The 20,288-nt window shown below is 63.9% G+C and carries 18 protein-coding genes and 1 pseudogene; 15 read left to right on the top strand and 4 right to left on the bottom strand.

Features of this window, described 5'->3' with window-relative positions:
- Positions 1-66: 66 nt before the first annotated feature.
- From napE to FHS03_RS19925, 12 genes and pseudogenes are all read left to right on the top strand, one after another.
- Positions 67-228, top strand: coding sequence for a periplasmic nitrate reductase, NapE protein (gene napE / locus FHS03_RS19980; RefSeq protein ID WP_050407808.1), 162 nt, complete (start codon positions 67-69; stop codon positions 226-228).
- A 4-nt stretch (positions 229-232) separates the two neighbouring features.
- On the top strand, positions 233-535 hold the full coding sequence (locus tag FHS03_RS19975; protein WP_183442694.1) for a chaperone NapD: 303 nt from the start codon (positions 233-235) through the stop codon (positions 533-535).
- Entirely contained in the window at positions 532-3,027 is a 2,496-nt protein-coding gene (napA, locus tag FHS03_RS19970) for a periplasmic nitrate reductase subunit alpha (protein WP_183442693.1), read from the top strand. The genes FHS03_RS19975 and napA overlap by 4 nt, the downstream gene beginning before the upstream one ends.
- Positions 3,028-3,038: 11 nt before the next feature.
- The gene (locus FHS03_RS19965) at positions 3,039-3,518 is read left to right on the top strand and encodes a nitrate reductase cytochrome c-type subunit (protein ID WP_183442692.1); all 480 of its coding nucleotides are present in this window, start codon (positions 3,039-3,041) and stop codon (positions 3,516-3,518) included.
- 9 nt (positions 3,519-3,527) lie between these two features.
- Positions 3,528-4,109, top strand: coding sequence for a NapC/NirT family cytochrome c (locus FHS03_RS19960; RefSeq protein ID WP_183442691.1), 582 nt, complete (start codon positions 3,528-3,530; stop codon positions 4,107-4,109).
- 152 nt (positions 4,110-4,261) lie between these two features.
- Positions 4,262-5,104 carry a c-type cytochrome gene (locus FHS03_RS19955; protein ID WP_183442690.1) on the top strand — a complete coding sequence of 281 codons (843 nt, stop codon included), beginning with the start codon at positions 4,262-4,264 and terminating at the stop codon, positions 5,102-5,104.
- Between the two features lie 11 nt (positions 5,105-5,115).
- The gene (locus FHS03_RS19950) at positions 5,116-6,477 is read left to right on the top strand and encodes a cbb3-type cytochrome c oxidase subunit I (protein ID WP_183442689.1); all 1,362 of its coding nucleotides are present in this window, start codon (positions 5,116-5,118) and stop codon (positions 6,475-6,477) included.
- A 16-nt stretch (positions 6,478-6,493) separates the two neighbouring features.
- Positions 6,494-7,285 carry a CbbQ/NirQ/NorQ/GpvN family protein gene (locus FHS03_RS19945; RefSeq protein WP_183442688.1) on the top strand — a complete coding sequence of 264 codons (792 nt, stop codon included), beginning with the start codon at positions 6,494-6,496 and terminating at the stop codon, positions 7,283-7,285.
- Positions 7,286-7,289: 4 nt separating this feature from the next.
- Complete coding sequence (locus FHS03_RS19940; RefSeq protein WP_183442687.1) at positions 7,290-9,302, top strand: nitric oxide reductase activation protein NorD; 2,013 nt, start codon at positions 7,290-7,292, stop codon at positions 9,300-9,302.
- A gap of 83 nt (positions 9,303-9,385) precedes the next feature.
- Positions 9,386-10,159, top strand: coding sequence for a hypothetical protein (locus FHS03_RS19935; RefSeq protein ID WP_183442686.1), 774 nt, complete (start codon positions 9,386-9,388; stop codon positions 10,157-10,159).
- A gap of 85 nt (positions 10,160-10,244) precedes the next feature.
- Positions 10,245-11,330 (top strand): alpha/beta fold hydrolase, encoded by a 1,086-nt coding sequence (locus tag FHS03_RS19930; RefSeq protein WP_183442685.1) that lies wholly within the window; start codon positions 10,245-10,247, stop codon positions 11,328-11,330.
- A 17-nt stretch (positions 11,331-11,347) separates the two neighbouring features.
- Positions 11,348-11,625 (top strand): annotated as a pseudogene (locus tag FHS03_RS19925) (acylphosphatase).
- On the opposite strand, the gene FHS03_RS19920 reads toward FHS03_RS19925, so the two are convergent.
- Positions 11,586-12,422 carry a ferritin-like domain-containing protein gene (locus FHS03_RS19920; protein WP_183442684.1) on the bottom strand — a complete coding sequence of 279 codons (837 nt, stop codon included), beginning with the start codon at positions 12,420-12,422 and terminating at the stop codon, positions 11,586-11,588. The pseudogene FHS03_RS19925 and the gene FHS03_RS19920 sit on opposite strands and share 40 nt — an antisense overlap.
- A 107-nt stretch (positions 12,423-12,529) precedes the next feature.
- On the opposite strand from FHS03_RS19920, the gene FHS03_RS19915 reads away from it, so the two are divergent.
- The 3 genes from FHS03_RS19915 to FHS03_RS19905 all read left to right on the top strand — a co-directional run bounded on the left by FHS03_RS19915 (position 12,530) and on the right by FHS03_RS19905 (position 16,725).
- Positions 12,530-12,910 (top strand): DUF2946 family protein, encoded by a 381-nt coding sequence (locus FHS03_RS19915; protein ID WP_183442683.1) that lies wholly within the window; start codon positions 12,530-12,532, stop codon positions 12,908-12,910.
- Positions 12,911-12,979: 69 nt separating this feature from the next.
- Positions 12,980-15,187 (top strand): TonB-dependent receptor, encoded by a 2,208-nt coding sequence (locus FHS03_RS19910; protein ID WP_229426305.1) that lies wholly within the window; start codon positions 12,980-12,982, stop codon positions 15,185-15,187.
- 8 nt (positions 15,188-15,195) lie between these two features.
- On the top strand, positions 15,196-16,725 hold the full coding sequence (locus tag FHS03_RS19905) for a PepSY domain-containing protein (protein WP_183442682.1): 1,530 nt from the start codon (positions 15,196-15,198) through the stop codon (positions 16,723-16,725).
- Between the two features lie 11 nt (positions 16,726-16,736).
- Here FHS03_RS19905 and FHS03_RS19900 read toward each other — a convergent pair whose 3' ends face one another.
- The 3 genes from FHS03_RS19900 to FHS03_RS19890 are packed head-to-tail and all read right to left on the bottom strand — an operon-like array spanning position 16,737 to position 20,273.
- The gene (locus FHS03_RS19900; RefSeq protein ID WP_183442681.1) at positions 16,737-17,489 is read right to left on the bottom strand and encodes a 4'-phosphopantetheinyl transferase family protein; all 753 of its coding nucleotides are present in this window, start codon (positions 17,487-17,489) and stop codon (positions 16,737-16,739) included.
- A 14-nt stretch (positions 17,490-17,503) separates the two neighbouring features.
- Positions 17,504-18,772: an MFS transporter gene (locus FHS03_RS19895; protein WP_221208195.1), complete on the bottom strand. Its 1,269-nt coding sequence runs from the start codon at positions 18,770-18,772 to the stop codon at positions 17,504-17,506.
- Positions 18,773-18,809: 37 nt separating this feature from the next.
- Positions 18,810-20,273 carry a cytochrome P450 gene (locus FHS03_RS19890; protein ID WP_183442680.1) on the bottom strand — a complete coding sequence of 488 codons (1,464 nt, stop codon included), beginning with the start codon at positions 20,271-20,273 and terminating at the stop codon, positions 18,810-18,812.
- Positions 20,274-20,288: the final 15 nt, after the last annotated feature.

The raw sequence follows: 20,288 nt of genomic DNA, 5'->3' as shown, positions 1-20,288 counted from the left end.
GCAAGATTGGACACTCGCAAGAAACTAGGCTAACGTTAAACGCAATTCATCGACCAAGGTGATTACATGGAACCCAGGCAGCCAGCCGCCAGCAAGGCGGATGAGTTAAAGGTTTTTCTGTTCCTGACCGTCGTGCTAGCCCCCGTGCTAGCGGTCGCCGTAGTGGGCGGCTACGGCTTCACTATCTGGATGTACCAGCTGTTGACCGGCTCCCTACCCACGGCCTGACGCCATGCTGCCGCCAAGCGTCGCCAGGTCCGCGCAGGACGACACGGACATCCACATCGCCGGCCTGATCGTCCACGCCAGCCGCACCGAGCTTGCGGCGGTGCGTTCCCATATTGCCCTGCTGCCCAGGGCCATCGTGCACGCCGCCGATGCCGATGGCCGCATGGTCGTCACCCTTGAAACCGATTCCAGCCAGCGCGCGCTGGACTGCATGGATGCACTGCGCGCCCTGCCCGGCGTATTAAACGTCGCATTGGTTTATCAACACGCGGAGCCTGCCGCTGCCATGGATGAGGAGGTCGAATGAAACAGACACGCCGGGATTTCATCACCCAGACTGCCGCCATCACGGCGGCGGCCACCGCCGGCATTCCCCTGGCGGCTGACGCATCCAACGTCGTCACCGACGCCGCGCGCACTCAGCTCAATTGGAGCAAGGCGCCCTGCCGCTTCTGCGGCGTGGGCTGCGGCGTGAACGTGGGCGTGAAGGACGGCCGGGTGGTTGCCACCCATGGCGACATTAACGCCGAAGTCAATCGCGGGGTCAACTGCGTCAAGGGCTATTTCCTGTCCAAGATCATGTACGGGGCCGACCGCCTGACCCAGCCCCTGCTGCGCATGAGCGGCGGCAAATACGACAAGAACGGCGAGTTCACGCCCGTCTCCTGGGCCACCGCCTTCGACGTCATGGCGGCGCAGTTCAAGCAGGTCTTGCGCGACAAGGGGCCGAACGCGCTCGGCATGTTCGGTTCGGGCCAATGGACGGTGTGGGAAGGCTACGCCGCCGTCAAGCTGATGAAGGCCGGCTTCCGCACCAATAACCTGGACCCGAACGCGCGCCACTGCATGGCCTCGGCCGTGGCGGGCTTCATGCGCACCTTCGGCATGGACGAGCCGATGGGCTGCTACGACGATATCGAGCAGGCCGACGCCTTCGTGCTGTGGGGCTCGAATATGGCGGAGATGCATCCGATCCTGTGGACCCGCATTACCGACCGCCGCCTGTCCAATCCCAACGTGAAGGTGGCCGTGCTGTCGGTGTACGAGCACCGCAGCTTCGAGCTGGCCGACCAGCCGGTGATCTTCCGGCCGCAGACCGATCTGGCCATCCTCAACTTCATCGCCCACCACATCATCAAGACCAACCGTGTGCAGCGCGACTTCGTCAACAAGCACACCCGCTTCGTCTTGGGTAATACCAGCATCGGCTATGGCCTGCGGCCCGAGCATCCGCTGCAGCGCGCCGCCAAGAACGCGGCCGACGCCAGCGGCGGCAAGCCCATGACCTTCGAGGAATACGCCAAATTCGTCAGCGCCTACGATGTGGACACGGTGGCGAAGCTGAGCGGGGTCACGCGCGACCGGCTGGAACGCCTGGCGGAGCTGTACGCCGATCCGAAGATCAAGGTGATGTCGCTGTTTACCATGGGCTTCAACCAGCATACGCGCGGCACCTGGTGCAGCAACCTGCTGTACAACCTGCACCTGCTGACCGGGAAAATCTCCCAGCCCGGCAACAGCCCCTTCTCGTTGACCGGCCAGCCTTCAGCCTGCGGCACGGCGCGCGAGGTCGGCACGTTCTCGCACCGGTTGCCGGCCGATATGCTGGTGACCAATCCCAAGCACCGCGAAACGGCGGAAAAAATCTGGAAGCTGCCCGCAGGGACGGTGCCCGACAAGCCGGGCCTGCACGCCGTCGTGCAAAGCCGCGCCCTGAAGGACGGCAAGCTGAATGCCTACTGGGTCATGTGCAATAACAATATGCAGGCCGGCCCGAACATCATGGGCGAGATCCTGCCGGGCTTCCGCAACCCGAATGCCTTTGTGGTGGTCTCCGACGTCTACCCGACGGCCAGCACCACGGCGGCCGACCTGATCCTGCCGACCGCGATGTGGGTGGAGAAGGAAGGCGCTTACGGCAATGCGGAAAGGCGGACGCAGTTCTGGCATCAGCTGGTGCAGGCGCCAGGCGAGGCGCGCTCGGACCTATGGCAGCTGGCCGAATTCTCCAAGCGTTTCAAGGTCGAGGAAGTGTGGCCGGCGCCGCTGCTGGCGGCCATGCCCCAGTATCGCGGCAAGACCCTTTTCGATGTCCTGTTCCGCAACGGCCAGGTGGACAAGTTCCCGCTCTCGCAGATGCAGGCCGGCTACCAGAACGACGAGGCCAAGGCCTTCGGCTTCTATCTCCAGAAAGGCCTGTTCGAGGAGTATGCGCAGTTCGGGCGCGGCCACGGCCACGACCTGGCGCCTTTCGATACCTACCACCAGGTGCGCGGCCTGCGCTGGCCGGTGGTGGACGGCAAGGAGACGCGCTGGCGCTACCGCGAAGGCAGCGATCCGTATGTGAAGGCCGGCGAAGGCGTGCGCTTCTACGGCAACCCGGACGGGAAGGCGGTGATCTTCGCCCTGCCCTACGAACCGGCGGCCGAGGAGCCGGACAAGGAATATCCGTTCTGGCTGTCCACAGGCCGCGTGCTGGAGCACTGGCACACCGGCACCATGACGCGCCGCGTGCCGGAACTGTACCGGGCGGTGCCGAACGCGGTCTGCTTCATGCACCCGGAAGACGCCAAGGCGCTCGGCACGCGGCGCGGCGACGTCATCGAGGTCAAATCGCGGCGCGGCGTGATCCAGACAAGGGTGGAAACGCGGGGCCGCAACCGGCCGCCGCGCGGCCTGGTCTTCATCCCATTCTTCGACGCCAGCCAATTGGTGAACAAGGTGACGCTGGACGCGACCGACCCCATTTCGTTCCAGACCGATTACAAGAAGTGCGCGGTGAGCATCCGCAAAATTTAGGGAGGCAGGCCATGAACCGATTCCTCATCCCCGTTCTGCTGGCCGCCGCGCTGGCAGCCGCGCTGCCAGCGCAGGCCCAGCGCGCGCTGGACAATATGCGCGGCCCGACGCCGCTGGCCGAAACCACCAAGCCGGCGCCCATGGTCAATCCCGACAACAGCGACATCCGCCGGGTGCGCAACTACGCCATGCAGCCGCCCGTGATTCCGCACAAGATCGAGGGCTACCAGATCGACAAGAGCGCGAACCGCTGCATGATGTGCCACGCCCGCACCCGCACCCAGGAAAGCCAGGCGCCGATGATCAGCGTCACCCACTTCCAGAACCGCGATGGCAACTTCCTGGCCGAACTGTCGCCGCGCCGCTACTTCTGCCTGCAATGCCATGTGCCGCAGGCGAATCTGACGCCGCTGGTGGACAACCAGTTCAAGGACGTGGACACGATGCTGAATACGCCCTCGGCACCCAATGCCCCGGCCAAGAAAAAATAAGGGGATGCCATGATCGCAAAGCTCAAGTACTACTGGCGCATCCTGTGGCAACCCAGCCTGCATCTGAGCCTGGGCTTGCTGGTGATCGGCTCCTTCGTGGCCGGCGTGATTTTCTGGGGCGGCTTCAACACCGCCATGGAAGCGACCAATACCGAGAAATTCTGCACCGGCTGCCACGAGATGCGCGACAACGTGTATCCCGAACTGCAGCGCACCATCCACTTCGCCAACCGCAGCGGGGTGCGCGCCAAGTGTTCCGACTGCCATGTGCCGCATGAGTGGACCAGCAAAATCGCGCGCAAGATGCAGGCCTCCAAGGAAGTCTGGGGCAAAGTCTTCGGCACCATCGATACACGCGAAAAATTCGAAGCCCACCGGCGGCAGCTGGCCGGCAATGAATGGCGCCGCCTGAAGGCCAATAACTCGCTGGAATGCCGCAACTGCCACCAGTTCGAATCGATGGACTTCACGCGCCAGAGCAAGCGCGCCGTCGACGCGCACTCGACCAAGCTGGCCAGCGGCGAAAAGACCTGCATCGATTGTCACAAGGGGATTGCCCACACTTTGCCGGATATGTCCGAGGTGAAGTAAAACACTGAAACAGGAGGTTGAAGAATGCAAGGATGGCTTGCGGCACTTAAAGGACTTGCTTACCTGGTCTTAGTCTTGCTGGCAGTAGCGATGGCCTACGGCGGATGGACGGCCCTGCGCTATTGGCCGGACATCAGCGTTTAGGAGACGATATGAATAAACGGCAGGCGCGGCTTTTCGCGATAACATCGACCCTTCTGGCCAGCGTGGCTTTCATCGGCTTGACCCTGGACAGCCACCGTCAATTCGGCAAGCTTACCAACGCCGACAAAATCACCCCCGCCGTCACCCGCGGCAAGGACGTCTGGCATAACAATAACTGCATCAACTGCCATACCCTGTTCGGCGAAGGCGCCTACTATGCCCCCGATCTGACCAAAATCACCAAGCTGCGCGGCGAGGCTTACCTGACGGCCTATATGCGCGACCCCTCCAAGTTCTACGACGAGACGCGCCACCGCCGCCTGATGCCCAAGCAGAATCTGAGCGACGGCGATATCGCCGACCTGTATGCCTTCCTCGACTGGGTCAGCAATGTGGACAACCAAGGCTGGCCGCCGCGCCCCATCCTGGTGACGGGATCGACCTTCCCCGGCACCGACCAGTCCACGGCCACGGCGGCGGCCACGCCGCCCGCCGCGCGCCCGGTCAGCGGAGCGGAAGACCCGGTGGCATTGGGCGAGCGCGTATTCCGCAGCGCCACGCCGGCCTGCGCCGCCTGCCATTCGATCGCGCCCGGCGTGAATATGGCCGGCCCCAGCCTGGCCGGGCTGGCCGGCCGCACGCAGACCTTGCTGGCCAGCGGCAGCTATCGCGGCCAGGCGAAGGATCTGGCTGGCTATATCCGCGAATCGATCACGGAGCCGAGCGCGCATCTGGTGCCGGGAGCCATGTTCTCGGCCAATGGCGTGTCCTTCATGCCCACCACCTACGGCAAATCGATGTCGCCGCAGGAGGTCGAGCAGTTGGCCGCCTATTTAAGCTCATTGAAATAAGGAGCCGCCAGATGAGATACAAATCGCAATCCGTCGCCTATTGGTATTTCGCCGTCGCCGTCGCCCTGTTTGGCCTGCAACTGGTGTTTGGCCTGCTGTCTGCGGCCAAATATCTTGGTCCCGACCCTTTGCTACATATACTGCCCTTCGACGTGACCAAGGTGATCCACACCAATCTGCTGATCGTATGGGTGCTCACCGGCTTCATGGGCGCGACTTACTGGATGGTGCCCGACGAATCGCGCACCGAATTGCATAGCGTGCGGCTGGCCATCGTCCAGCTGGTGCTGTGGGTGGTGATGGGCGTGACCGCGATCATCGGCTACCTGTTCCGCTGGGGCACGGGCAACAAGCTGCTGGAACAACCGCTGCCGCACAAAATCGTGATTGTGATCGTGATGCTGATCTTCCTGTACAACGTCGGCATGACGATCCGCAAATCCGGACGCTTCACCACCACGGAAGGCGTGCTGATTGGCGGCCTGGGACTGGCCGCCGTACTGTATCTACCGGCGCTGCTCCACTACGAAAACTATACGGTATCGATCTTCTACCGCTGGTGGACGATTCACCTGTGGGTCGAGGGCGTATGGGAAATGATACAGGGCGGTTTCCTGGCCTATCTGCTGATCCGCCTCTCCGGCGCCGACCGCGAGGTGATGGAGAAATGGCTGTACGTGATCGTCGGCCTGGTCTTCATCGCGGGCATTCTCGGCACGGCGCACCACTATTACTGGGTGGGCGTGCCGTCCTACTGGCTGCCCATCGGCGGCATTTTCAGCGCGCTCGAGCCGGTGGCCCTGGTGGGCATGGCGGTGTATGCCTATTCCAGCATCCGCCGCAGCGGCATGGCCCATCCCAACAAGCTGGCCTTGCACTGGACCGTTGGCAGCGCCGTATTCACCCTGTTTGGCGCGGGTTTGCTGGGACTGGCCCACACCTTCCCGCAAGTGAACAAGTGGACGCACGGGACGCTGATCACCGCCATGCACGGCCACGCCGCCTTCTACGGCGCCTACGCCATGATCGTGATGGCGATGATCAGTTTCGCCCTGCCTTCGCTGACCAAGCGCCCCGACGAGGGAACCCCGCTCGGCTACTGGGCCTTCTGGATGCAGATCGCGGGCATGTTCGGCATGACGCTTTCCTTCGCCACGGCGGGTATCGGCCAGGTTTATCTGGAGCGCATCATGGGACTTGGCTTCCTCGATGCCCAGCTCAAGATCCAGGTCCACTTCCTGATGCTGCTGGCGACCGCCTCGCTGTTCGCCTGCGGGGTGGCGCTCTTCATCATCGACTTCTTCCGCCACGCGCCGCGCTTTGAAATCGAGCTGGAGACGGCGGCGCCAGCGACGCAGCCGAGGGGAGCCTGATTTGAATGCAGCCGTAATGGATATGCGCCCGCCGGAAGCACCCTACTATCTGGCGGGCGGCAACGAGGTGGCGCTGTTCGAACAATGCCATGCGCGCCAGCTGGCCGTGATGCTGAAAGGCCCGACCGGCTGCGGCAAGACGCGTTTTGTGGAGTATATGGCGTGGAAGCTGGGGCGGCCGCTGATCACCATCGCCTGCCACGATGATTTGAGCGCGAGCGACCTGATTGGCCGCTTCCTGATCGGGCATGAGGGAACGCTCTGGCAGGACGGCCCGCTGACGCGCGCCGTGCGCAGCGGCGCCATCTGCTATCTGGACGAAATCGTGGAGGCGCGCCAGGATACGGTAGTGGTGCTGCATCCGCTGACCGACCACCGCCGCATCCTGCCGATCGACAAGACCGGCGAGGTGCTGGCGGCGGCGCCGGGTTTTCAGCTGGTGGTGTCGTACAACCCGGGCTACCAGCGCATGCTCAAGGATATGAAACCCAGCACCCGCCAGCGCTTCGTGGCGCTCGATTTCGACTTTCCGCCGCCTGAACGCGAATGCGACATCGTGCAGCGCGAGGGCGGGATCGAGCGCGCGCAGGCGCATGCTCTGGTCACGCTGGCGCAGCGCCTGCGCACGCTGCAGGAGCGCGGTCTGGCCGAAGTGCCCAGCACGCGGCTGCTGATCGCGGCGGCGCGCCTGATCGGCAGCGGCATACCGGTGCGGGAGGCCTGCAACAGCGCCATCATTGCGCCGCTGTCAGACGACGGTCCGCTGCTGGGCGCCATGCGCGATCTGCTGGACGCCACCTTGATCTGAACACATGGCCGAAGCGGAAGACGTCATCACCGACGCCGCCATGCACGCGGCGAGCTATATGCAGGCCCATTGGCGGCGCCATCGCGCCAAGACTGGAGCACCGCTACTGGCACTGGCCGACGTGTCGCGTCGCCTGGAACTGCTTTGCCATAGCTTGTTTGGTGCGGCCTTCGTTTTTCGTCCCGCGCAAGTTCCATTGCCTGCGACAGTTCTAAGCCGTCTCTTTCAGCGCCCTCAGCTTCCATCGCGCAGCGCGGCCCTGCCTGCGACCGATGGCTGCCATATCTGGCTGCCGCCCGCGCTGCCGGCAGGCGATGAGCAAGCCGCATTGGCCCAATACCGGGCGATGGCCTTGCAGCAGGCCATGCGCGCGGCGCGCGGCAGCGCCGCCAGCCTGCCCACCGGTGCGTCGCCCTTGCTGCTGGCTCTCTATCAGCTGCTGGAGGCCGATGCCGCCGACCGCGCCTTGGCGCAGCTGGCCCCCGGCATGCAGCAGCCACTGAACGCCTGGCGCGCCCAAGCGCTATCCACCCGTCCGCAGCTTTCGGCCTTCGCGCCGCCGGCCCGCGCCATCGAGCAGATACTGCGCGATACGCTGGCGCGACCATTGGAGCAAGCGGCGCAAGCGCCGACAGCGCCCGAGGTCTTGCGTCTGGCCGAGGCTCTGGCCGGACGCCTGACGGCGCAGTCCAATGGTTTGCGCGCACCGGCACTGTGGTTGGACGCCTGGAGCGGTGAGCTGCGCAGGCCTGCTGTCCTGCTTTCCGCTGCAGGATCGCAGGCCGATGGCCAAGCGCCTGGAAAAAGCCGCAGCGCGCGCCTGCCGCGCCGTCCCACCGCACGCCAGGCGTCGGATGGCGAAGACGATACCAGCGGCCAAGGTCCATCCATGGTGCAAACCGCACAGCCGCAAGAAAAAGCCGAAGATCCTATGGGCTTGCAGCGTCCGCTGGACCGTGATGCCGACAGCGCTGCCGAAGACTATGCCGACGCCCTCTCCGAACTGGCCGAGGCGCGCCTGATCGTCGCGCCTGGCCACCCGAAGGAATACCTGCTGGCGGACGACCTTCCTGAACGCGCGCCGCGCACTGCCTTGCCGCCGTCGGCCGCGCATGGCGCCGGCGGCACGACCACGCTTTACCCGGAATGGGACTACGGCAGCCAGTCGTACCGGGAACGCTACGCGGCGGTGCATACCGTCACGGCGGAATCCGGCCCGGAAAGCTGGGTGGCGCAAACCCTGCGGAGTTACGGCGGCATGCTGGCCGAAGTACGGCGGCGCTTTGACATGCTGCGTGCGCAGCGACTGCGCGTGCAGCGGCAGCCGGAAGGCGATGAAATCGATCTGCAAGCCTGGATGGACAGCCGCGCCGACAGGATGGCGGGCCTGTCGCCGGAACAGCGTCTTTACCAGCGCGAAATCCGCGCGCGGCGCGATATGGCGATCATGCTGTTGGCCGACGTCAGCGGCTCCACCGACAGTTGGCTAGGCAGTTCGCGCCGCGTGATCGACATCGAACGCGAGGCCTTACTGCTGGTCTGCATCGCATTGCAGGGCATGCGGGAACGCTTTGCGGTGCAGGCATTTTCCGGCGAAGGCCCACAAGGCGTCACGATGCGCGCCGTCAAAGGCTTTGGCGAAAGCTACACCCCGGCTATCGCGCGCAGAATCGCCGGCCTTGAGCCGGAGCGCTACACGCGGGCCGGCGCCGCGCTGCGCCACGCCGCGGCCCAGCTGATGGCCCAGGGCGCGCAGCATCGTTTGCTGATCCTGCTATCAGATGGCAAGCCAAACGACTGCGACCAGTACGAGGGCCGTTATGGCATCGAAGACATGCGCCAGGCAGTCAATGAATGCCGCCTCCAGGGCATATCCCCCTTCTGTCTGACCATCGACCGCCAGGCGGCCGGCTACCTGCCGCAGATATTCGGTCCGCACGGCTACTGCCTGCTGCCAGAGCCGGATCTGCTGCCTGCCGCGCTGCTGCAATGGCTGCGGCGGCTGACCGCCTCCTGATTAATCGGGCGCTGACGGCTCAAATGGTCGTGTTAGTATAAAAGCACGCATTTGCGTAAAAATCCATCACCATAGGGAGGTTTATGTCGAAATCGTATTGGAAGATCGCAGCCCATTCCCTCTTCATCGCCGGCGCCATTGGCGCCTGCTCCCTGCCCGCAGCCGCCGTCGAAAAACCCACCGCAAAAGCCCTCAGCGGCAGCTACCCCACCCGCTGGGTACCGGCCTATTCCTCCGTGCCGGCCGGATGGGTCGTCACCAACTTCAATAGCACGAGCTGGCTCATTAGCGACGTCACCTCCGCCTCGACCGGGGAAATCGTGTATGTGTATTTCAGTACGGGCTTTCCTGTGGTCGCCGTCCCCGATGGCTGGATCATTTCGCAAGCCGGCAGCGTGACCAACCAGATTACCAAAATCGTCGGTTCCGCACCCTGGACGACTTATATGGCGGCCTACGGTTCGCCGATCCCAGACGGCTGGGTCATCACCGAGGCCGGCAGCATTCGCAACCAGATCACCAATGTCAACGGCGTGCCGGATTACTCGACGGCGTATGTCAATCTGGGCTCCCCCATTCCGAAAGACTGGGTTATCACCACGGCAGGCAGCGTCAAAAACACCATCACCAAGGTGAAGGACGTGCCGAACTACACCGCCATCTGGGTGACGATCGGCTCGCCGATTCCCGACGGCTGGGTCGTTACCACCGCCGGCAGCCTGAAAAACGAGATCACCAAGGTCAAGACCCTGCCGGTCGGCACGGAAATCTGGACCGCCTTCGGTTCTCCCGTGCCGCTGGGCTGGGAAATCAAAACGCCGGGACAGCTTAAGCAGCTGATCGTGCGCCGCTACTGATTGCCGCGCCGGGGCCGGAAGTGGCGGCATGAGCGGATGCCGCCCCATGCTATAGTGCCAAGTCGCCAATATTTCGCTGACTTCCATGCGCTACCTGTCCCGCTCCTGTATCGCCTCCCTGTCTTTGCTGCTGCCCTTGAGCCTTGGCGCTCAGACGATCGCCCCCCAGGCCAATGCTATCGGCGCGGCACCCATCGAATGCGCCAGCGGCAAGCCGATCAACGAAGAAGGTTTCGTCAAGATCGGCGGCATCGAGCAATGGGTGACGATCAAGGGTGATGACTGCAAGAATCCGGTCATCCTGTTTGTGCACGGCGGGCCGGGCAATCCCATGACGCCCTACGTCAACAGTCCATATCGGCCCTGGGAAAAAGAGTTCACCTTCGTCCATTGGGATCAGCGCGGCGCGGGCCAGACTTACGGCCGCAACCCCATCGAACCGGAAACCGAAGAACATATCCTCAGCGTGGAAGGCCTGGCGACCGATGGCGTGGAGGTTGCGGCCTTCGCGACGAAGCACCTGAACGCCAGGAAGCTGATTCTGTTCGGCGGCTCCTGGGGATCGGTGCTGGGCGTGCATATGGCCAAGCGGCGGCCGGATCTGTTCGTGGCCTATGTCGGCACCGGCCAGTTGGTCGGCCCGGACAACGACAAGGAAAGCTACCGAAAAACCCTGGAACTGGCGCGCGCGTCGGGCGACAAGAAAACGGTGGAAATGCTGGAAGGCTTTGGCATGCCGCCTTGGACCAAGCCGCGCACGCCCGGCCTGCTGCGCCGCATCTCGCGCATTTACGAGGCAAAAACCACCGATCCCGCGCCGCCGTCCTGGTGGTCTCGCTCCCCGCAGTATTCGAATGACGAGGCGCTGATCAATTACGGCAAGGGCGAGGACTTCTCCTGGCTGCAGTACGTGGGCATGAAGGGCGACGGCATGCGCTACAGCGTCGACTTACCCAGACTTGGCAGCGATTTCCAGATTCCGGTATTTATAATCATGGGCGCGGAAGACCTGACCAGCGTGCCCGAAGTGGCGAAGCGCTATTTCGATTCGATCAGCGCGCCGCAGAAAGAATACTTCCTGCTGCCGCGCACCGGCCACGATCACAATCACATCATGCTTGAAGCGCAGCACAAGGTGCTGACCACGAAAGTGCGGCCGCTGCTGCGTTGATACTTTGCGGGAGAGCCATGAGCAAACGCATACTTGTTGAAGGCCTGGTGCAGGGCGTGGGATACCGCTACGCTTTCTCGGAGCAGGCCCGGAGACTGGGCCTGTCCGGCTGGGTGCGCAACCGGCGCGACGGTCGGTGGAAGCTTGCGTCGATGGCGACACCGCCAGCGTGGACGCCATCGTGCGCTGGGCGCAATCGGGGCCGCCCGCCGCGCGCGTTAGCAAGATCAGTGTCAGCGACGACGCGGCACTGGACTATTCGTCCGGCGAATTCGAGATCCGGTCCACCGCGTAACGCAGGTCGTCCAGCTCTTCCTCGGTGAAGCCGGCCTGCCGGCGCGCTTCCAGATTGAAGGGGCCGCGCATCACCGGCGCCTTGTATTGCACCGTCAGTTCGGCGTAGGTGGAGCGCGGTTCCAGACCGCGCTGGCGGCATAGATAGCCATACCAGCGGTTGCCCACTTCCACATGGCCGATTTCGTCGCGCAGGATGATGTCGAGGATGTTGGCGGCGTCCTGGTCACCGGCCTGGGCCAGCTTGGCACGCAAGGCGGGATTGGCATCGAGTCCGCGCGCCTCCATCGTGCGCGGTACCAGCGCCATGCGTGCCAGCACATCGCCGCTGGTCTTTTCCACCATCTCCCACAGGCTGCCGTGGGCGGGATATTCGCCATAATGGCTGCCCAGCGCGCGCAGATGCGCGTCAAGCAGCGAGAAATGCAGGGCTTCCTCATCCGCCACGCGCAGCCAGTCGCTGTAGTATTCGGCCGGCATGCCGGCAAAGCGCCAGACAGCATCCAGCGCCAGGTTGACGGCGTTGAATTCGATATGGGCCAGGGCGTGAATCAGCATGGCGCGGCCTTCCACCGTCACCATGGAGCGCCGTCCGACCAGGCGTGGCGGCACCAGCTCGGGCTTGAGCGGCCGGCCCGGAATGCCGCCTGCCGCCGTCAGCTCCGCCTGCGTATCCAGCGTGCAGAGGCCGGCCCGCGCAGCGCTGGCCAGCGCCGCCACCGCCGCGGCTTTTCGTGCCGGATCGGTTTCGACCAGACATTCCAAAGCGCGTATGCGCAAGTCCTGAGGTGCTGCCATGCCAGTTCCCTTCATTGACGAAGGCAGCAGTTTACCATCTTGATCTGGATTGCCAAACGCGGAGGAAGAGCCTCCGCGCCTCACTAGCCCCATGCTACAATCCCGCCATGAATATGGGACGCAATACATTTTCGATCGCATCATGGGTGGCTTTATGCGCCCTGCTGCTGGCCGTATTGACGCCCACGCTTTCGCAGGTGTTCGCCCGCGAAGCCCGTTTCATCACCACGACCATCTGCTCGGCAAGCAATGCCGGAAGAATGCAGAAAATCTTCGCGACCGAAGAAGCGCCGGCCCAGGAGCATGCGGCTGTGCTGGACCATTGTCCCTTCTGTCATATGGGCGTTTCACTGGCAGCCTTGCCGACCAGCGCATACGAGCTGCCTGTCATTGCAGCTTCCGCACTGCGCCCTTCGCTGTTCTATCAAGCCTCCGTTCCGCTCTTTGCCTGGAACGCGGCAAACCCTCGCGGCCCGCCCCAGGCCTGATCCGGCAGTTCCCTTTTTAATATTCCGATCAGATTCGCCCATGCCTGGGCAACCGTAAGAGAGTTTGTCATGATGTCATTCGCATCCCGTGACGGCGCTGCTGCGCGCCGCCATCCCGTATTCCCACGCCTGCGCGCCCTGCCCTATGCAATCGCCTGCGCCTTCATCGCCCTGCCGGCTCACGCCGAGACGGACGCCACCTTGCCCACGGTGGAAGTCAGCGCTACGACGCTGCGCAGCGGCGGCGTGCTCGATCTCGATACCACGTCCAGCACCGGCAGCCGCCTTGGCCTGACGCTGCGCGAAACGCCGGCCAGCGTGACGCTGGTGGACCGCGCCCTGATCGAAGAGCGCGGCGCCCAGGATACGCAGGAGATCCTGCGCGCCATCCCTGGCGTGACCGCGCATAATGCGCCCGGCAATATCGGCGTCAGCTACCGCGGCTTCGGCAGCGGTTCCATCAGCCAGCTGTTCAACGGCATCAATGTGCAATACGCGATCGCCGCGCGGCCGGTGGACAGCTGGATCTACGACCGGGTGGAAGCCATCGGCGGCCCGTCGAGCTTCCTGTACGGCTCCGGCGCGGTGGGCGGCTCGATCAACTACATCACCAAGGTGGCCGAGCGCGGCGAATTCGGCGAGGCCCAGCTGCGCCTGGGCGGTCATGGCCTGAAGGAAGGCTCGTTCGGCTTGAACCGGCGCCTTGCCGGCGACGGCAGTGGCCAGGCCGACCATCATGTTCGCGTCGACGTCAACCACCGCGAGGCCGACAGCCGCATCGAAGGCGTCGGCAGCAAGTCGACTCAGCTTGCCGTATCGCTGCGCTCCGACTTCGGCGCGCGTTTCAACCACATCCTGGCTTATGAATTCCAGGATGAAGACGTGACGCGGCCCTACTGGGGCACGCCGCTGCTGAATCCCATCGCCGGCAAGGCGCGTGTTGACGAAGGCACGCGCTTCAAGAACTACAACAGCGCCGATGGCGTCTACGCCCAGCGCGTGCACTGGCTGCGCTCCGTCGCCACTTGGCGCGCCAGCGACGCGCTGCAGTTCACCAACACCCTGTATACCTACGATGCGCTGCGCGATTACCGCAACGTCGAGAGCTATCGCTTCAACCCCGCCAATACGGCGGTGATCCGCTCCAGCACCCTGCTGCAGCGCCACGACCAACGCGTGGTCGGTGACCGTCTCGACGGTACTTATAAAGGCTCGCTCGCTGGACACCGCAGCGATTGGGCGTTTGGCCTGGACATCAGCGTCAATAAGCAGACGCGCTTCCCGAACAGCCTTTCGACCACGGTCAGCACGGTCGATCCCTATCACTTCGTCACCGAACGCTTCTTCGATATACCCGGCATGTCGCCCGGTTTCCGCCCGGACCGCGACAACCGCGTGAAAACCAGCGCGATCTATCTGGAGAACCGCACCACGCTGATCCCATCGCTTAACCTGGTAACGGCGCTGCGCCACGAACGCATTGACCTGGACTTGACCAACCGCCGCGAAATCACGGCCGCCAATCCGGCCAGCTTCCAGCGCAGCTACAGCCCGACCACCGGCCGCGCGGGCCTGGTATGGGATGTGGCGCCGGGCGCCACCGCCTACGCCCAGTATGCGACGGCGGCCGATCCGCCATCCGGCGTGCTGTCCACCGCCTCGTTTGCGGACGTGCGCAATAACAGCGAACTGACCTCGGGTCGCCAGGGTGAAATCGGCGCCAAGCTGGACTTCTGGCAAGGCAAAGGTTCCGCGACGCTGGCCGCGTACAGCATCACGCGCAAGAATATTTCCACGCAAGACCCGAACAACAGCTCGCTCACAGTGCTGGTCGGCGAGCAGTCGGCCAAGGGCGTGGAGCTGGCGGTTGGATTGCAGCCGACGAAGGCGATATCGATCCAGGCCAATGTCACCCGCGTCAACGCGGAGTACGAAAACTACCGCCAGGGCGGCGTTTCGCTGGCCGGCAAGACGCCGACCAATACCCCGGAAACGGTGGCGAACATCTGGCTGTCGTACTCCTTCACGCCGGCCTTGAAGGCCAGCGTGGGCGTGCGCCACGTCGGCGCCGTCTATGCGGATGCGGCGAATACGCTCAAATGGCCGTCCTATACCCTGGTCGATCTTGGCCTCAGCTACCAGGTCCAGCGTAATGTCTCGCTGGTCGCCCGCCTGCGCAATGCCGGCGATAAGGTGCATGCGCTGAACATGACGTCCACCATGGCCTATCTTGGCGCGCCGCGCACGGCCGACGTCGCGCTGCGATTTGCCTTCTGAGCCGGACTATGGGCATGCATACCAAACGCCTGTTGTTCCTGCTCCACCGCTGGCTGGGCGTGGTGCTGTGCGCTTTCTTTGCGATGTGGTTTGTGTCGGGCATCGTCATGATGTATGTCGGCTATCCGAAACTGACCGCCGCCGAGCGCCTGCAGCATCTGCCCGAGCTGGCGGCCGATGCCGCGCTGCTGGCGCCGCAGCAGGCGTTGGCCAATGCCGGGGTGACAGGACCGCTGAAGGAATTGCGCCTGGCCGCCGCCAGTGCCGGGCGGCCCGCCTACTTTGCGGTGCCGCTTGGCGCGGCCCATGCGAAGGGAACGAAGGCCGCACCGGGTAGCGGGACGGTCGTGGTGGACGCCGTGAGCGGCGCGCGCATCCCGCGGGCGGACGAGGCGCACGCCATGGCCAGCGCCGCCGCTTACGCCGGTCCCGGCATCGGCCTGCATTACCTCGGTACGGTCGAGGAAGACGCGTTCACCCATTCGCGCGGCCTGGATGCGCACCGGCCGCTGCATCGCGTGCAGCTGGACGATGCAGATGCCACCTTGCTGTATGTGTCGGGCCGCACCGCCGAGGTGGTGCGCGATGCACCGCGCGCCGAGAGGATATGGAATTACGCCGGCGCCTGGATACATTGGCTGTATCCGTTTCGCGGTAATCTCTTCGACCGTTACTGGACCGATATCGTCAACTGGCTGTCGATCGCGGGCATCGCCGCAGCCTTGAGCGGAACCATCGTCGGCATCCAGCGCTGGCGTTTCACGCGCACCTACCGCAGCGGTTCGCGCTCGCCCTACCATGGCGTCATGCGCTGGCACCATATCGGCGGCCTGCTGTTTGCCTTGATCGCCATCACCTGGGTTTTCAGCGGCCTGATGTCGATGAATCCCTGGCGGATTTTCGATAGCGGTGCGGCACCGCTGAAAATGGAAGCGCTGGAAGGCGGCCCGCTGCAATTCACCGCCCTCGATGCGGCGCCGGCGGTACTGCTGTCGGCGGCCGGCGGCGGCACGCGGGAATTGCGCTGGTCCCGTTCCCTGGGCAAGACCGTGGTCCTGGCCCATGCCGCCGCCGGGCGGCCCTTGCTGCTGGACAGTCGGAGCGCGCAGCCTTTCGCCATCGACGACGCCGCGCTGCACGCGGCCGCAACACGCCTTTTGCCGCAGCCGGTGCGAAGCAGCGAGCTTCTGAGCGCTTACGACCTCTATTACTACAGCCGCGAGGCCCACACAATGACGGGCGGCGCTGCGAAACCGCTGCCCGTCTGGCGCATCGCCTTCGCGGATGCGCATGAAACCTGGGTCTATATCGATCCCCACACTGGCGCGGTGGTGGCGCGCAGCGACCGTGGCAAGCGCTGGAGCCGCTGGCTATTCGCGATGCTGCATAGCTGGGATTGGCTGCCATTGCTGGAACGCCGTCCACTATGGGACATGGTCCTGATCGCGCTGAGCCTGGGCGGAACGCTGCTCAGCGTGACCGGCGTGGTTATCGGCTGGCGGCGACTGGGCATCAAACTGAGAAGCGCCCGTGCCTGAGCAGCGGCCCGCTACCAGCTGAAGGCCGTCAACACCTCGCCGCCGGCCAGCAGGCTGAAACCGATTTCGCATCGGCTGCCGATAGGCCAGTCCGCGCACAGCGCCTCTTGCGTCACGAAGCGCAGGCGCTGCGCGGACAGGTCGATGGCTTCCAGACGCAAGGCGGAAAAGTCGAAAATGCGGCCCACTGCGAGCGCCAAGGCCTTGTAAAAGCTCTCCTTGGCGGAAAAAACCAGGGCCAGCGCCGTTGGATACGGCAGTTGCGCCACGCCCTCCAGCAAGATGCGTTCAGACGGGCCAAGCACCAGCTGTTCCACGCTGTCGATGGAGCCGGCGGCAATCGGCTGCTCGATGTCGATGCCAAGGCCCTTGCAGCAGTGCGCGGGCAGCACGGCGGCGGCGGCAACCGTACCGGTATGAGTAATCGTTCCTGCCAGCGCGGCTGGAAATACAGGTTCCCTCATGGCCCCTATCGTCACCTCCGCAGCCGCGTGGCCGTGTGCCTGGATCGCCAGAGCGGCGGCCAGGCGGCCGAAAAAGAACTCGGCCTGGCGCTTTTGCACGCTTCTTTGTATCGTCGCCGGCATGGCGATGCCTGCGGCGACAAAAGCCGATGCGTCAAAGGCCGCGGCATCATAGCGCAGCAGTTGCGCGTTGCAATCGCGGCCCGCGAGCCGCAAGCGCAGCTGCGAGTGGCCGCTGAAGCCGGGCAAAGTTTGCGGCCCGGCGCTGGCGGCCTTCCATTCTGTTTCAACAGCTAACATCCCTCTCCTTCATATTAACCAGCCGCTTCAGCCGCCGGCTTCGGTGCGGCCCCCCGTCCCCGGTCACGCCGGAACTGCCACAGCGCAAACGCCGCCGCGCTGGCCTGCAGCAAACAGCAGAAATAGAACGGCGCGCCCATGCGCCAGTCGCCGCGCGGCATTTCCGAAATCAAGGCCAACAGCGGCGCGCCAAGCAGCGGCGCTACCACGGCCATCAAACTACCGATGGAACTGACCGCGCCCATGGTATTGCCCTGGCTGCGCGCGTCGGCCGAGCTGGAGATAATACTCTGGATCGTCGAGGTGACGATATAGCCCAGGCCATTCGCCACGATAATCGCATAAAACATCCAGCCCTCGTTCGCCAGGCCATACAGCACATTGGCGACGGAAGCCGAGAACATGCCGGCCATCGCCAGCCGGTGCGAACCGAGGGCTTTGAGCAGGCTTTTCAGCAGCACGCCCTGCACGATCACCGACATCACGCCGATGGCGGCCAGCGACCAGCCGCTCTCCTGCGGTCCCCAGCCGAATTTGAAGTTGCCATAGATGACCCAGATGATGAAGCCGATGGTCTGGGCCAGGGTGGTCAATGCAAACGCCGTGACAAGGCGGCCGTTGCCATCGAGCCGCGCCAGCGCGCGCAGCGAAGTAAATGGATTGGCCATGCGCCAGGCGAATGGACGACGGCGCTCCGGCGGCAGCGATTCCGGCAGCACGAAGCAGCCGTACAGCAGGTTAATCAAGGCCAGGCTGCCGGCCACGATGAAAGGCAGCTGCAGATGGATAGAGCCAAGCAGGCCGCCCACGACCGGGCCGAGAATGAAGCCGAGGCCGAACATCGCACCCAGCATACCGAAACGGCGCGCCCTCTCTTCCGGCGTGGCGGTGATGTCGGCAACATAGGCATTGGCGACCGCGCCGTTGGCCTGCATGGCGCCACCGACCAGGCGCACGGCGACCAGCATCCATAGCGCCGTGGCAAAACCGGTGGCGAAGAAGTTCAGCGCCAGGCCACAAAAGCCCAGCAGCAGGACGGGACGGCGGCCGTAGGCGTCGGACAGCGCGCCCAGTATCGGCGAGGCGAAGAAGTTCCCGATGGCGAAAGCCACCACCACCACGCCATACCAGAAAGCCTGGTCGGCCTGCGACGTGGTGAAGCTGCCCATCAGCGGCGCCAAAACGGGCACGGTGAGGCCGACGGACATCATATCGATCAGCACCGTCAGCATGATAAAAGGCATGGCGGCATTGCTGTCGCGCTTAGCCGGATTGCTTGTCATATTCATTTCCGATCTATTCAAAGTCTATCTGCCGGCGTCAGGCGCGCAATTTCAGGCGCACCGGCACGCCGCTGGGAACCATGAAGAAGTTCATCACCTCCTTCACCGGCAGCGCCTTGGGATCAGGCTCCAGCTCGAAGTTCCGCATCAGCATAGCGATCACCATGCGGATTTCCGTCAGCGCCAGGAAGCGCCCCGGGCAAAGACGCGTGCCGCCGCCAAAGGGGAAGAGTTTGCGGTTCGGGTCATTGCCCTCGTCCGGCTTCTCATCGAAAATCCAGCGCTCCGGCAGGAACTGGCTGGATTGCGGGAAGTGGTTTTCGTCGAAGCTGGCGCCAACGGCGGAGGCGAAGACCACCGTATTTTTCGGGAAGAAGGTGTCGGCCACCACGCAATCTTCATTGCTGACCAGGCCAAACACGGGCGCCACGGACTTCAGGCGCTGGCTTTCGTTATGCGAAGCATCAAGGTAAGTCAGCTCCGACAGCATTTCCCAGTCCTGGATGAAGCGGTGTTCGCCCAGCACGGCGTCGGCTTCGGCGGCCAATTTAGCGGCAGCGGCGGGATTCTGCACCAGATTGTTGATCAGCCATGCGATGGAGTTGGCAGTGGTATCTTCGCCGCCCAGCACGGCCGTGATGGCGTTGCCGATCAATTCCTGGTCGGTGAAATCATTGCCGTCTTCCTCGCTGGCGACGATCATCGCTTCCAGCATATTGCCCGGTTTTTGGCGCAGATGCGGGTTGTTCTTGATGCGTTCGCGCGTTTTCTGGATAAAGTCGGTCACCGCGAATTCGATGCGGCCGGCCGATGCGTCGGCATCACGGTCGCGCGGCAGGCGCACGTGGCGCCAATGCGGAAAGATGGCGTTCATGCGCTGGCCCAGGCGCATGAACAGGCCGTCGATATCCCGCTGCAGCTGGTTGCCGTCGGTGTCCATGGCGTTCAGGTCGAAGCCCATGGCCAGGGCCACGATCACATCCAGCGACATCGCCTTCAAGTCGCGGTGCACATTGACCGGTTTGCCCGCTTCCAGCGCCGTTTTCCAGCGCAGCATCAGGCGCTCGGTCATGCTCACCATGGTGGGGAAGAAATTGCGCACCACTTCGGCATTCATGCCGCGCATGACCAGTTTGCGCTGACGGCGCCAGGCCTCGCCTTCCGCGCCGAACACACCGTCGATCTTCAGCTCCTTCATGATGGTGACGCCGGCCTGGTGGCGGCGGAAGCCGGCCGGCCTTTCGCGCAGCAGGCTAGATACCACCGCGTAGTCGGACACCACGACCACATTGTGATTCAGGATCTTGAAGCGGAAGATCGGGCCGAATTGGCGTATCCAGTTTTCCACGGTGACGTGGATGCGCTTGCGGTCCAGCTGCAGCAGGTTGCCGAAGAAGGGGCTGGGCTTGGGGCCGGGCAGATCGGCAATGGTGCGCGAGTATTTGAGCTGGACCGGCTGCTCGGTTTCAGGGGTAATGGCCAGTGTAGAGGTATCCGACATATGCATCTCCTTGTG

Origin of the sequence: Pseudoduganella violacea, assembly GCF_014191875.1 — a bacterium.
Taxonomy (GTDB): Bacteria; Pseudomonadota; Gammaproteobacteria; order Burkholderiales; family Burkholderiaceae_D; genus Rugamonas; species Rugamonas violacea_A.
Note: the sequence above shows the minus strand (reverse complement) of the source record. Positions and strands in the feature narration are given on the sequence as shown.

Coding starts and splice junctions, on each gene's coding strand:
- napE (WP_050407808.1), top strand. CDS start 67: ATGGAACCCAGGCAGCCAGCCGCCAGCAAGGCGGATGAGTTAAAGGTT.
- FHS03_RS19975 (WP_183442694.1), top strand. CDS start 233: ATGCTGCCGCCAAGCGTCGCCAGGTCCGCGCAGGACGACACGGACATC.
- napA (WP_183442693.1), top strand. CDS start 532: ATGAAACAGACACGCCGGGATTTCATCACCCAGACTGCCGCCATCACG.
- FHS03_RS19965 (WP_183442692.1), top strand. CDS start 3,039: ATGAACCGATTCCTCATCCCCGTTCTGCTGGCCGCCGCGCTGGCAGCC.
- FHS03_RS19960 (WP_183442691.1), top strand. CDS start 3,528: ATGATCGCAAAGCTCAAGTACTACTGGCGCATCCTGTGGCAACCCAGC.
- FHS03_RS19955 (WP_183442690.1), top strand. CDS start 4,262: ATGAATAAACGGCAGGCGCGGCTTTTCGCGATAACATCGACCCTTCTG.
- FHS03_RS19950 (WP_183442689.1), top strand. CDS start 5,116: ATGAGATACAAATCGCAATCCGTCGCCTATTGGTATTTCGCCGTCGCC.
- FHS03_RS19945 (WP_183442688.1), top strand. CDS start 6,494: ATGGATATGCGCCCGCCGGAAGCACCCTACTATCTGGCGGGCGGCAAC.
- FHS03_RS19940 (WP_183442687.1), top strand. CDS start 7,290: ATGGCCGAAGCGGAAGACGTCATCACCGACGCCGCCATGCACGCGGCG.
- FHS03_RS19935 (WP_183442686.1), top strand. CDS start 9,386: ATGTCGAAATCGTATTGGAAGATCGCAGCCCATTCCCTCTTCATCGCC.
- FHS03_RS19930 (WP_183442685.1), top strand. CDS start 10,245: ATGCGCTACCTGTCCCGCTCCTGTATCGCCTCCCTGTCTTTGCTGCTG.
- FHS03_RS19920 (WP_183442684.1), bottom strand. CDS start 12,422: ATGGCAGCACCTCAGGACTTGCGCATACGCGCTTTGGAATGTCTGGTC.
- FHS03_RS19915 (WP_183442683.1), top strand. CDS start 12,530: ATGAATATGGGACGCAATACATTTTCGATCGCATCATGGGTGGCTTTA.
- FHS03_RS19910 (WP_229426305.1), top strand. CDS start 12,980: ATGATGTCATTCGCATCCCGTGACGGCGCTGCTGCGCGCCGCCATCCC.
- FHS03_RS19905 (WP_183442682.1), top strand. CDS start 15,196: ATGGGCATGCATACCAAACGCCTGTTGTTCCTGCTCCACCGCTGGCTG.
- FHS03_RS19900 (WP_183442681.1), bottom strand. CDS start 17,489: ATGTTAGCTGTTGAAACAGAATGGAAGGCCGCCAGCGCCGGGCCGCAA.
- FHS03_RS19895 (WP_221208195.1), bottom strand. CDS start 18,772: ATGACAAGCAATCCGGCTAAGCGCGACAGCAATGCCGCCATGCCTTTT.
- FHS03_RS19890 (WP_183442680.1), bottom strand. CDS start 20,273: ATGTCGGATACCTCTACACTGGCCATTACCCCTGAAACCGAGCAGCCG.